The sequence below is a fragment of the Zobellella denitrificans genome (assembly GCF_002407485.1).
In the GTDB taxonomy this organism is placed as follows: domain Bacteria; phylum Pseudomonadota; class Gammaproteobacteria; order Enterobacterales; family Aeromonadaceae; genus Oceanimonas; species Oceanimonas denitrificans.
In genome coordinates this window covers 3671297-3683682 of the sequence record NZ_CP012621.1, presented here as the reverse complement: position 1 = coordinate 3683682, position 12386 = coordinate 3671297, and the positions used below count along the sequence as shown (strand labels likewise).

Annotated in this window: 10 protein-coding genes; 6 read left to right on the top strand and 4 right to left on the bottom strand. The window is 66.0% G+C overall.

All coding sequences use genetic code 11. From position 1 onward, the window contains the following. Positions 1 to 76: 76 nt before the first annotated feature. Complete coding sequence (locus tag AN401_RS17365; protein WP_096780038.1) at positions 77 to 1504, bottom strand: YdgA family protein; 1428 nt, start codon at positions 1502 to 1504, stop codon at positions 77 to 79. Between the two features lie 258 nt (positions 1505 to 1762). Between AN401_RS17365 and AN401_RS17360 the strand changes: the two genes are divergently transcribed. The 5 genes from AN401_RS17360 to AN401_RS17340 all read left to right on the top strand — a co-directional run bounded on the left by AN401_RS17360 (position 1763) and on the right by AN401_RS17340 (position 6430). Then, positions 1763 to 2719 (top strand): ABC transporter substrate-binding protein, encoded by a 957-nt coding sequence (locus AN401_RS17360; RefSeq protein WP_096780037.1) that lies wholly within the window; start codon positions 1763 to 1765, stop codon positions 2717 to 2719. 5 nt (positions 2720 to 2724) lie between these two features. Beyond that, positions 2725 to 3735, top strand: a complete 1011-nt coding sequence (locus AN401_RS17355) for a FecCD family ABC transporter permease (protein ID WP_096780036.1) — start codon at positions 2725 to 2727, stop codon at positions 3733 to 3735. A gap of 12 nt (positions 3736 to 3747) precedes the next feature. Next, the gene (locus tag AN401_RS17350) at positions 3748 to 4818 is read left to right on the top strand and encodes a FecCD family ABC transporter permease (protein WP_096780035.1); all 1071 of its coding nucleotides are present in this window, start codon (positions 3748 to 3750) and stop codon (positions 4816 to 4818) included. Continuing rightward, entirely contained in the window at positions 4818 to 5648 is an 831-nt protein-coding gene (locus AN401_RS17345) for an ABC transporter ATP-binding protein (protein ID WP_096780034.1), read from the top strand. The genes AN401_RS17350 and AN401_RS17345 overlap by 1 nt, the downstream gene beginning before the upstream one ends. Before the next feature lie 200 nt (positions 5649 to 5848). Next, positions 5849 to 6430: a porin family protein gene (locus tag AN401_RS17340; RefSeq protein ID WP_096780033.1), complete on the top strand. Its 582-nt coding sequence runs from the start codon at positions 5849 to 5851 to the stop codon at positions 6428 to 6430. Positions 6431 to 6500: 70 nt separating this feature from the next. On the opposite strand, the gene AN401_RS17335 is transcribed toward AN401_RS17340, so the two are convergent. Continuing rightward, positions 6501 to 7322, bottom strand: a complete 822-nt coding sequence (locus AN401_RS17335) for a cytochrome b5 domain-containing protein (RefSeq protein WP_096780032.1) — start codon at positions 7320 to 7322, stop codon at positions 6501 to 6503. Then, a complete protein-coding gene (locus tag AN401_RS17330; RefSeq protein WP_096780031.1) occupies positions 7319 to 8617 on the bottom strand; it encodes a ferredoxin reductase family protein in 1299 nt (432 codons plus the stop codon). The genes AN401_RS17335 and AN401_RS17330 overlap by 4 nt, the downstream gene beginning before the upstream one ends. A 346-nt stretch (positions 8618 to 8963) precedes the next feature. Between AN401_RS17330 and AN401_RS17325 the strand changes: the two genes are divergently transcribed. Beyond that, the gene (locus AN401_RS17325; protein ID WP_094041112.1) at positions 8964 to 10088 is read left to right on the top strand and encodes a Fic family protein; all 1125 of its coding nucleotides are present in this window, start codon (positions 8964 to 8966) and stop codon (positions 10086 to 10088) included. 54 nt (positions 10089 to 10142) lie between these two features. Here AN401_RS17325 and AN401_RS17320 read toward each other — a convergent pair whose 3' ends face one another. Beyond that, positions 10143 to 12374, bottom strand: coding sequence for an NADP-dependent isocitrate dehydrogenase (locus AN401_RS17320; protein ID WP_096780030.1), 2232 nt, complete (start codon positions 12372 to 12374; stop codon positions 10143 to 10145). Between the last annotated feature and the right edge of the window lie 12 nt (positions 12375 to 12386).

The window sequence follows — 12386 nt, the reverse complement described above, 5'->3', positions numbered from 1 at the left end:
TTGTTGTCGCTGTCGCTAAAGTGTTTAGTAAAATAAACGAGCGAAGGCGCAAAGGAAAGGGCGCCTACATATTGCTCTAGCCCTCGCCCAGGCCGGAGGCGTCCAGCAGCGCCTCGGCGCTCATCACCGGCTGGCCGTGGGCGCTGACCTGGCCGTTTTCCAGCACCAGCTCCGCCTGCAACTGCTCGCCCAGCTGCACCACGAAGGGGGTTTGCAGCAGCAGGGCTTTCATCTGCGGGGCGCTTTCCGCCAGTATTTGCTGTTGCTGCTCGGCGGAAAGGCCCGGGGACTCCTCGGCGATCATAAAGCTCAGCAACTGCTGGAAGGCGGCGTCGCTGGCCTGGGCGTGGGCGGCCAGGCGCAGTTGCCGGGGCAGTTGCTCCGGATCCAGGCTGCCGGTGCCGGTGTAGCGCAGGCTGGCGCGGGCGCTGGTGTCGTGGGGCTCGGCCAGCGACAGGCTGAACTCTTCTATGCCCAGCTCCGGCTGGTAGGCCAGCAGCCGCTCCAGCAGGGGCCGGATCTGCTGCCATTCGGCTTCCGCGTCCTGGCCGGGGTCGAACCGCTCCAGGCGTTGCAGCAGGGCCTGGTAGGGGGCCAGTTCCAGCCGGTTAAGGGCCAGGCGCAGGCGGCTGGGGCCCAGTTGCTGGGCGGGCAGGGTCACGCCGCCCAGGGAGATCTCGGTATGGTGGTTCAGGTGCTGCTGTTCCTGCTCGGTGCGGGTGCTGACAATCGCTTCCTGCAGGCCGAAGCGGGTGTGCTGGCTGCTGAACCTGAGCTGCTGCAGGGCCAGGGCGCTGTCGCCCAGCCAGAGGTAGCGGTCGGCCGCGGTGGCGTCCATGGTCAGGCTAAGCTGTTGCAGGCTCAGGCGCTCGGCCATGGACGGCAGGCCGAGGCTGAACTCGCCTATCCGGCCCTCCAGTTGCAGCCGCTGTTGCCGCGGCTGCCAGCGGGCCTCGAGCTGGCTGTCGGCCAGCGTCAGCTCCAGTCGCTCGTTGCCGCCGGGCTGGGCCATCTGGCCGCGGTAGTCGATGAGCCGCAGCGCAAGCTGGTGGCTGCCGTCCCACTGCTGTACGCCGGTCAGGGTCAGCAGGGGGGCCTGGCCCGGATAATTGGGCAGCCAGGCACGGGCCGCCTCCGGCAGGGGAGACTGGTGTTCCACCCTGGCCAGGCCGAAACCTTCGCTGCCCAGCCAGGGGCCGTGGGTTACCGGCAGGCTGCCCTGCAGGTGCAACTCGGGCGTGGGCTGCCATTCGGCCAGCAGGTCGTGCAGGGGATTGCCGGGCAGGGGGCGGTAGCTCAGGTCGTAGTGCAGGGTGCCGCCGCCAAGGCCCGCCTCGTAGTCCAGCCGGGTTACCCACAGCTCCTCGTGGGCGGCGGCCTGCTGCCGCCATTCGTCCGCCTGGGCCGCGATACGGGTGCCGATGTAATACTGGGTGCCGGCATACAGGCCGGCCGCCGCCACGGCCACGGCCACGGCCGCCACGGAAATCACTGCTCTCTTCATTATTGTCGTCTGCGCCCGGGGGGCGTCAGCTCCTGGTTGTTTTGGCTCCGTTTGGAATTAAGAAGAGTATCAAAAACCGGCAGTAGTGCCAGTACCTGGCCGGCTTTACCTTGGGGGGGAAGGGCTCCCGTTCCATATCTGGAACCCTTTGTTCCTGTTCCTGCGCCTTTGAAGTGTTAACGCAAACCATTATCATTGGCGAATTGGATGCTCGACGCGTCCCCTCTTTTCTCACCCAATTGATGTTGGAGATACCTTATGTCAGGAACCCTTGCCGCGCCCTCTTCCCGCCTGTTCAAGGCGGCCGCCCTGATGCTGGGTGCCCTGCTGTCCGGCCAGGCCCTGGCCGAGGCCCGCACCCTTGACACCCGCTTCGGCGAGCTGCGCATCGACGGCGAGCCGGCGCGGGTGGTGACCCTGTACGAAGGCGCCCTGGATACCAGCATCGCGGTGGGCGTGACTCCCCTGGGTGCGGTGGCCACCCGGGGCGGTGACGGCGTGGCCGGCTACCTGCAGGACAAGGCGGGCGAGGTCGCCATAGTGGGTACCGCCCGCGAGACCAACCTGGAGGCGGTGATCGCCCTGCAACCGGATCTGATCCTGGCTTCGTCCTCCCTGCCGGAAGAGCAGTACCGCCTGCTGTCGGCGGTGGCCCCGACCCTGGTGCCGGACATCGACATGTTCGAGGAGGGCGCCTGGAAGGAGGAAGCCCGCCTGTTCGCCAAAGCCCTGGACAAGGAAGCCGAGCTGGACGGCGTGCTGGCCGGGCTGGACCAGCGCACCGCGGCGCTGGCGGAGAAGTTCGGGCAGGCGGTGCCCGCCGACGGGCGCAAGGCCGCGCTGGCCCGCTGGATGCCCCAGGGCGCCATGATGATGTCTTCCCGGCTGTTTACCCCCGGCCTGCTGCAGGCGGTGGGCTTCGAGGTGCGGGACGGCGGCATCGTCAAGCCGGGCCTGCCCCACAGTTCGCCCCTGAGCCAGGAGAACCTGGCGCTGATGGACGGCGACTGGCTGTTTATGGCCACCCTGAACCACGACGGCCGCGAGGCCCTGGCCGCCGCCGAAACATCCCCCGCCTTTGCCCGCCTGAGCGTGGTGCGGCAGCAGCGGGTGTTCCCGGTCGACGGCCAGGTCTGGACCAGCGCCACCGGCCCCCTGGCGGCCCACGCCATCCTCGACGATGTTGAGCGCGTGCTCGAACACGCGGCGCGCTGACCTCCATGGTGGTTGTCGCCGCGTCCCGGCGCCCGCTGTTTGCGGTGATGCTGGCGGCGGGCCTGTTGTTGTTGCTGGTGTGCCTGGCCAGCCTGCTGCTCGGCGCCGGTCATATCGGCCCGGGCCAGGCCCTGGCCGTGCTGTTCGGGGGCGGCTCGGACGAGGCCCGCTTCGTGGTGGCCGAGCTGCGCGCGCCGCGCACCCTGGTCGGCCTGGTGGTGGGCATGGCGCTGGGCTGTGCCGGCGCCCTGATGCAGACCCTGGCCCGCAATCCCCTGGCCGAGCCCGGCCTGCTGGGGGTGAGCGCCGGCAGCGGCTTTGCCGTGACCCTGGCGCTGATGCTGGGAGCCAGCGCCGCCACCCTGACGGTGCACGTGGCGCAGCTGGGCGCCCTGGCCGGCTGCCTGCTGGTATTAAGCGCCGCCCGGCTGCAGGGGGTGGGCAACGATCCCATCCGCCTGGTGCTGGCCGGTGCCACCCTGTCCAGCCTGCTGCTGGCGCTCACCTCCCTGCTGCTGCTGTTCGACCAGCGCACCGCCGACGAAATCCGCTTCTGGGTCATCGGCAGCGTGGCCGGGCGCAGCCTGGATCATCTGTGGCAGATACTGCCCTCCCTGCTGCTGGCCCTGGTGCTCACCCTGGTGGTGGTGCGCCCGCTGGCGGCGCTGGCCCTGGGGGAGAACGTGGCCCGGGGCCTGGGCCACAAGCCGGGGCGGGTGCGCCTGCTGGCGGTGCTGATCGTGGCGCTGCTGGTGGGGTCGGCCACCGCCGTGGCCGGCCCCATCCTGTTCGTGGGCCTGGTGGTGCCCTTTGTGGCCCGGGCCCTGGCCGGGCCCGATATCCGCCGTACCCTCTGGCTCTGCCTGCCGGTCGGCCCCATTATCGTCATCGCCGCCGACACCCTGTCGCGGCTGCTGGTGGCGCCGGCGGAGCTGCCCATCGGCGTGCTCACCGCGCTGATCGGCGCCCCCGTGCTGCTGGCGGTGGTGCGCGGCCGGCGCCGGCCTTCTTTGTGATCGAGGTGTTCCATGACCCTGCCATCCCGGCCCCTGCCGCTCCATGATCACTGGCCGCTCCGCGGGCGGCTGGGCGGGCGCGAGTTCAGCCTGCTGCTGTCCCGCCGCGGCCTCTGGGTCAACCTGGTGCTGCTGGCGTTGCTGGCCGCCGCCGCCACGGCGGCGCTCGGCCTCGGCAACGTCAGCCTGAGCCCGGCCGAGGTCTGGGCCGCCCTCCGGGGCGAGGCGCCGCCCCTGCACCGGCTGGTGGTGCACGAACTGCGCCTGCAGCGGGTGCTGGCGGGCATGGCCACGGGCGCGGCCTTCGCCCTGGCGGGCTGCCTGATGCAGACCCTGGCGGGCAACCGTCTGGCCACGCCCGGCATTATCGGCATCGACAACGCGGCCACCGCCTTCGCGGTGGCCTCGGTGGTGGGGCTGGTGACTTCGCTGGCGCCGTCCGCCATGTCCTTGGTGGGCGCCGTGACCGCCACCGTGCTGGTGTTCGGCCTGGCGGGCGGCAGCGGCACCCGGGGCTATCGCTTTATCATCGTCGGGTTGGGGGTGGGCGCCATCGCCGGCGCCGTCACCCAGCTGATGCTGAGCCGGGTGGCCATCGACCAGGCCAACGTCGCCTTTCCCTGGACGGTGGGCAGCCTCAACGCCCGTTCCCCCGAGGCCACGGCCCTGCTCGGTGCCGGCCTGCTGCTGGGCCTGGTGCTGGCGCTGCGGCTGGCGCGGGCGCTGCAGGTGTTGCAGCTGTCCGAGCCGGTGGGCATCGGCCTGGGCCTCAATCTCAAACGGGTGCGCGGCCAGTGCCTGGCGCTGTCGGTGGGGCTCACCGGCCTGGCGGTGGCGGTGGCCGGCCCGGTGGGCCTGGTGTCACTGCTTGGCCCTGAAATCGCCCGCATGCTGTGCCGCCACCGGGGCGTGCCCCTGCTGGCCTCGGCCCTGGCCGGGGCGCTGCTGATGCTGCTGGCCGATCTGGCCGGGCGGCTGGTGCTGGCGCCGCTCGAAATCCCGGTCGGCATCGTCACCGCCGTGGTGGGCAGCCCCTATCTGTTGTGGATGTTGTTGAATCCTTCTTTCCGGAGTCGTCCTTGATGAATGCTGCCGTCCCCCTGCAAACCCTGCTTGGCCATGAACAGCAGGCCACCCTGTCGGCCCATGAGCTGGTGGTGGCCCATGATCGCCAGGTGATCATCGACGGCCTGGAGCTGCAACTGGCACCGGGCCAGGTCACCGCCATAGTGGGGCCCAACGGCTGCGGCAAGTCGACCCTGCTCGGCGCCCTGGCCCGGGTGCTGCGCCCGCGCGGCGGCAGCATCTTGCTGGACGGGGCCGACATCCATCGCCGGCCCAGCCGGGAGATCGCCCGCCGGCTGGCGCTGCTGCCCCAGCACACCTCGGCGCCCGAGGGCATGACGGTGCTGGATCTGGTGCGCTTCGGCCGCCAGCCCCACCAGGGCTGGCTCAGCCAGTGGTCGGAGGAAGACCAACACATAGTGGCCGAGGCGCTGGCGGCGGCGGATCTGGCGGGGCTGGAGCAGCGGGTGCTGGATCAGTTGTCCGGCGGCCAGCGGCAGCGGGCCTGGATTGCCATGGCCATCGCCCAGTCCACCCCGCTGCTGTTGCTGGACGAGCCCACCTCGGCGCTGGACCTGGGCCACCAGATAGAGGTGTTCGAGCTGATCCGCGCCCTGGCGGGCCGGGGCAAGACGGTCGCCATGGTGGTGCACGACCTGGCCAGCGCCTGCCGCTACGCGGATCAGCTGGTGGCCATGCGCGACGGCCGCATCATCGCCCACGGCCATCCCCGGGATATCCTCACCCCGGCCCTGGTGCGCGAGCTGTACGGGATAGAGTGCGACATCACCCAGGACCCGGCCAACGGCAGCCCCATGCTGGTCAATGTACGCCGGGCCCGCCGCTGAGCCGTTGCCGGTGGGGCGCAGGCGGCTCGCCTGCGCCCCAATCGTGCCTCAAGGTGGTGTGCACCACCCAAGCCATGACGGCACTACCCGGTAGGCTCTTACCCGAAAGCGCTGTTGGCTATCGCCGGCAAGCTTGCCTAGGCTTTTTGATGCACCCTTGGTGTGGGCATTGTTGAAATAACGAGAAAGGACGGTGGCATATGAAAATCCGATCTTTGATTGCGGGTTCCTGCCTGTTGGCGGCAACAGGAGCCCAGGCGCAGCAACTTTCTTCAACTTCACCTTATCTTTACGCACAGCCCGAGTTCTATGTGGGGCTGAATTACGCACTGGTCCAGTTCGACTTCGAGAACGACTTTATCGGCGAGTCGGCGGACTGGAATTCCGTCGGCATCAACCTGGGCTACCAGCCCTCGCCCTATCTGGCCCTCGAGGCCCGCTACGGCCGGGGCGTGGGAGACGACACCCATTTCGACGGCCTGGTCGAGACGGAGCTGAAACACTACTTCGGCGTTTACGCCCTGCCGCAGATCCCGATCCAGGACTTTATGTCGGTCTACGGGGTTTTGGGATGGACCAAGGCCAAGGCAGAGGCCTCCGCCCCCATCATCAGGGAAAAGGTATCCGACTCGGAAGACGATTTCAGTTATGGCATCGGCATGCGCTTCAAAGATAAACGGCATACCGGTGGTGTTGGTTTCTTTGTTGAATATTCCCGGCTGATCGACAAGAGCGATTTTGATATCGACTCCCTGATGCTGGGGCTGAGCTGGCATTTTTAAACGCCATCAAGCTCTTTCGGAAAATGGGGCCATGTGGCCCCATTTTGTCATTATTCCCCCATCGCCATCCTTATTCCTTGGGCCATTGATAGACCCCCCGGTTAAGGCCGTCGCGGATGGCCGAGATCACCTTGCTGGTGCGCAGGCTGGCGCCGGTGTAGCCGTCGAGGTCGGTCACCACCTGCTCCGGCTGGTAGAGGTCGACGATCTGGTGCAGCGGCTTGCCGGTCAGGTAGTCGGCCACCTGCCGGTACTGGCGGGTCACCGGATAGAGGGGGGCGTCTTCGGCCAGGGTCAGGTAGTCGATGCCGCCGTAGGCCAGGTGGCGGTATTCCAGGGCGGTCAACCGGCCGTCGCGCAGATCGAACTGCATTCCCACCTGCATTTCCCCCCGATCGAGAAAGCTGCCCCGGTAGCGGCCGTCCAGGTAGGTGCCGGGCGCGAGCCCGAGCAGCAGCCGGCCATCCGGTCGACCGGCAGCGGCGGCGGGGCTGGCCCGGGCCGGTGCCGCCGGTGGGGGCGGGGCGGCGTCTTCCAGCTCGCCTATCAGGTAGCCGGAAAGCAGCCGGGAGGCGGCCCCGCTGTGGGCCACCCCGGGCCGCTTGTTGTGCCAGCCTTCGCTGGCGTCCTTGCCGCACCAGGCCAGCACCACTTCCTCCCGGCTGGGATGGTCGGGAATATAGGCGGTGATGTCGTACACCTTGCCGTCGATGGCCTTCCAGCAGCTGTCGCGGCTGTTGTGGCGGGCCAGCTCTTCCCGGCTGATGGGCGCGGCGCGGGGCGGCTCGGTGGCGCCGGCCCGGGTGCCGCTCAGGCCATGGCTGATCACCAGGGTGGCGATGGCGGCGCCAAAGGCGACCAGGGCGGTGTAGGCTATCTTGTTGAGGTTCATAAAAAATCGAAGGCCTCCGTGTGGATGTGGGCGCGTGGCACTCCGGCCCCGGCAAGCAGCCGGAGCAGGTGGTGGATCATGGGCGGCGGGCCGCAAATCAGCAGCTCCCGCTCCCGGAAATCGGGGCACTGTTGCTCCAGAAAGTCGAGCGCGAGCGGGCCCCGCTCGGAAACATAGTGGGGTGCCAGGCGCAGGGACGAATGCCGGGCGGCGATATCGGCCAGCTCCTCCAGGTAGTAGGCACGCTCGGGGCGGTTGGCCAGGTAGCAGAGCACCACCTCTTCCTCTTTGCCGGGGCCGGCGTCCAGTTCCCGGGCGGCGGCCACGAAGGGGGTGATGCCGATGCCGCCTCCCAGCCAGAGCTGTTTCCGTCCGGGGTCGGCCTGCTCGAAAAAGGCGCCGTAGGGGCCTTCCAGCAGCACCCGGCTGCCCAGGGCGACGGACTGCAGCGCTCGGCTGGCATCCCCCAGGGCCTTGATGCCCAGCGTCAGCTCGGGGGCTCCCGGCGCCGAGGACAGGGTATAGGGATGCTCCTCGCCCCGGCCGGCGGCGAGGCCCTTATCCAGGGGGCTGAGGTAGACGAACTGACCGGCCCGGTGGCGGAGCGGGCGGCGCTCGGGGCGGAGGACGAGTTCCACCACGTCGGGCGCCAGGGATCTGACCTCGGTGATCCGGTAGGGTCTTCTCGCCAGCCAAGGCGAGAGTCCCTTGCGCCAGAGCAGGGCCAGGGCCGCCAGGGTGGCGAGCAGCCACCAGGGCCAGGGGCTGGCCAGCGGCGGCAGGGTATGGAGCAAGGCCAGCGCCAGGGTGGGGACGGACAGCAGGTGCAGCCGCTTCCAGTTCTGATAGTGGATGGGGCCGAAAAACTGGAAGGTGGGCGCCAGGAAGACCACCAACAGGAGCAGGGCCAGCCAGCCGGTCCAGGTGAGCCAGTCGGCCGGGGGCGGAAACAACAGGGTCACCGCCATGGCGAGGGACTGGGGCAGGGCGGCGAAGGCGAGCAGCAGCACGTGCAGCAGGATCAGCATAAAGGCGCCGAAGCCCAGCCGGCGGTGTAGCCGCCACAGCCGGGGCAGGCCGCCGAACCAGGCGTCCAGGGCGGGCAGGCGGACGCTGAGGGCGGCGGTCACCAGCATCATGGCCAGCCCCAGCATGCCGCTGAGCCGCCCCAGCAGGGTCAGGGCGCCACCCCAGCCGGGGCCATAACCGAGCCACAGCCGGGGCAGGGCAACGGCCAGGGGCAGCAGGATCAGGGCGAGGGCGAGGAGTTCGCCGGGGGCAAGACGCTGGCGCATGGTCGGGATATCCTGTCCGGTGGTGCCGTGGGGCGCGACAGGCGCCCAGGGGAGCCAGATATAACCATAGCATTTGCAAGGTAAAACAGGCTCAAGCGGGATTTAGGAAGGATGGCGTTTTGCTTGCTCTCTTGTCTCGCCAGGGTTATGTACCGGGGCTGCCAGCAAGCAGGGAGGAGGTTTGTGTATTACATTATGAAAAGTATGATATACAAACTGTATTGTGTATGACCGGTGATAGATAACCACATTTGTGTATCATTATTTTGGTTATATGATACAAAAACGAGTTGGTGTCTAATGTGTCAGACACCATGGGCTGGCCAAATTCATCTTAGGTTTACATATGACTCCTTATCAGCCAGATTCCCTGCCGTTAGAGGGGCTAGACTACGGCAAGCTGATCACCTCGGTGGGCAAGGCCAATGCGGCATTGGCGGAATACAGTGGCCTGTTGCAGGGGATAGTGAACCCTGCCGTTATGTTATCCCCATTGACCAATCAGGAAGCGGTGCTGTCATCCAAAATAGAAGGCACCCAGGCCACCATGGAGGAAGTGCTGGAACATGAGGCCGGGGAAGCGTTTGACGAACACAAAAATGCGGATATTCAAGAGATCCTGAACTATCGGCATGCCCTTATGGTGGCTCAAGGGTATCTGCAGGAAGGGCGCAGTATCACCCTTAATCTGTTACTGCAGCTTCACCAGATTCTGCTGGATAGCGTGCGAGGTCAGAGTAAGGAGCCGGGTAGCTTTCGTAAAGAGCAAAATTGGATTGGCTTTGCAGGTTGCTCCATGGAGCAGGCCAGCTTTGTGCCTCCTTCGCCACTACGATTGGCCGATCACCTGGATGCCTGGCAACACTATGTATCTGGCGATGATTTCGATGTGCTGGCGCAGGCGGCGATTATGCATGCGCAGTTTGAATTGTTACATCCATTCAAAGATGGTAACGGTCGTATTGGTCGCTTGCTCATACCGCTGTTCTTGTATGCCAAGGGCAGGTTGCCCAGCCCGATGTTTTATTTGTCTGGTTATTTGGAGTCGCACCGAGACGAGTATTATGCACGTCTTGGCAGGATATCAGCTGAAGGAGACTGGGATGGATGGATTGCTTTCTTTCTGGATGCGATCATTGAGCAGGCCGGTTCTAATGTAAAGCGGGTTCGCCAGATCATGGCATTATATGAAAGCACCAAAAAACAGGTGCTGGAGCTGACCCATTCTCAGCATACTTCTCGTCTGGTGGATACCCTGTTTGATCGTCCTATTTTCAGGGTTAGCGATTTTTGTGAGCGTTCCGGCATCAATCGTCAAACTCTGCATTACCTGTTGCGTGCGCTGCTACAACCTGCAGGGCCGCTCACTATCTTGCGCGAAGGTGCCGGCAGCCGTCCTTCCATCTATGCGTTTCCTGCACTGCTGAATATCTGTGAAGGCAAGGAAGTGCTACCCATGGTCAAGGAGTAAAAACGCCCGGCACCTTGCGGTGCCGGGCGTGTTCTTGGCGTTAACGGCGGCGTCTTAGCCGTTCAGGGCGGCCAGGTCCTGGTTGAGGGTGGCGCTGGGGCGCATCACCTTCTCCACCGCGGCCGGGTCGGCGTGGTAGTAGCCTTCCAGTCCGGCGGACTTGCCCTGCACCGCGTTCAGCTCTTCCACTATCTTGGCTTCGTGCTCGGCCAGGGCCTTGGCCAGGGGCGCGAAGTGGGCGGCAAGCGCCTCGTCGTCGGTCTGGGCGGCCAGCTGCTGGGCCCAGTACATGGCCAGATAGAAGTGGCTGCCACGGTTGTCCAGCTCGCCGGCGCGGCGGGACGGTGACTTGCCGTTGTCCAGCAGCAGCTCGGTGGCCTTGTCCAGGCACTTGGCCAGGATCTTGGCGCGCGCGTTGCCTTCCTTGATGCCCAGCTCTTCCAGCGACACCGCCAGGGCCAGGAATTCACCCAGGGAGTCCCAGCGCAGGTGGTTTTCTTCCATCAGCTGCTGCACGTGCTTGGGCGCGGAGCCGCCGGCACCGGTCTCGTACATGCCGCCGCCGGCCAGCATGGGCACGATGGACAGCATCTTGGCGGAAGTGCCCAGTTCCATGATCGGGAACAGGTCGGTCAGGTAGTCGCGCAGCACGTTGCCGGTGACGGAAATGGTGTCCTGGCCGCGCTTCATGCGCTCCATGGAGAAGCGGATGGCTTCGTTGTAGGACATGATGTGGATGTCCAGCCCGCTCAGGTCGTGCTCCTGCAGGTAGGCTTCCACCTTCTTGCGCAGCTCGTTGTCGTGGGCGCGCTCGGCGTCCAGCCAGAACACGGCCGGGGTATTGGAGTTGCGGGCGCGGTTGACGGCCAGCTTGACCCAGTCGCGGATGGCGGCGTCCTTGGTCTGGCAGGCGCGCCAGATGTCGCCCTTTTCCACCTGGTGCTGCATCAGCACCTGGCCGTTTTCATCCACCACGCGCATGGTGCCGTCTTCGGCCAGTTCGAAGGTCTTGTCGTGGGAGCCGTATTCCTCGGCCTTCATCGCCATCAGGCCCACGTTGGGCACCGAGCCCATGGTGCGCGGATCGAAGGCGCCGTTGGTCTTGCAGAAGTTGATCACTTCCTGGTAGATGCGGGCGTAGGTGCTCTCGGGCATCACCGCCTTGGTGTCTTTCTGCTTGCCGTCGCGGCCCCACATCTGGCCGGAGTTGCGGATCATGGCGGGCATGGAGGCGTCGACGATCACGTCGCTCGGCACGTGCAGGTTGGTGATGCCCTTGACGGAGTCCACCATCGCCATTTCCGGGCGGTGCTCGTAGCAGTCGTGGATGGCCTGCTCGATCTCGTCCTGGGTGGACTGGGGCAGGGTCTTGATCTTTTCCAGCACGCTGTTCATGCCGTTGTTGGGGTTGACGCCCAGCTCGTCGAACAGCTCGCCGTACTTCTCGAACACCTCGCGGTAGAACACCTTGACCGCGTGGCCGAACACGATGGGGTGGGACACCTTCATCATGGTGGCCTTGACGTGCAGGGACCACATCACGCCGGTTTCCTTGCAGTCCTGCAGGGTCTGCTCGAAGAAGTCGCACAGCTTTCTGCTGCTCATGAACATGCTGTCCAGCACTTCGCCTTCCTGCAGGGCCAGTTCTTTCTTCAGCTCGACCTTGCCGGCCTGGTTGACGAACTCGATGCGCACGGTTTGCGCCTTGTCCATGGTCACGGACTGTTCGCTGGAGAAGAAGTCACCGCCGTTCATGTAGTCGGCGTGGGAGCGGGAGGCCTTGCTCCAGGCGCCCATGGAATGGGGATACTTGCGGGCGAAGGCCTTGACCGCGGCCGGGGCGCGGCGGTCGGAGTTGCCCTGGCGCAGCACCGGGTTGACCGCGCTGCCGAGGATCTTGGAGTAGGCGTCGCGGATGGCTTTTTCTTCGTCGGTCTCGGGGGCCTCGGGGAAGTCGGGCACCGCATAACCCTGGGACTGCAGCTCCTTGATGCAGGCGCGCAGCTGGGGCACGGAGGCGCTGATGTTGGGCAGCTTGATGATGTTGGCGTGCGGATCCTGGGTCAGTTCACCCAGTTCGGCCAGGCCGTCGGCCACGCGTTGTTCCGGGCTCAGGCGCTCGGGAAAGGCGGCCAGGACGCGGCCGGCCAGGGAGATGTCGCTCAGGGTGACCTTGATGCCGGCGGCGCTGGTGAAGGTGCGCACGATCGGCAACAAGGAGTAGGTTGCCAGGGCCGGGGCTTCGTCGGTCAAGGTGTAGACGATGGTCGATTCTTTGGTTGTCATTATTTCGCTATT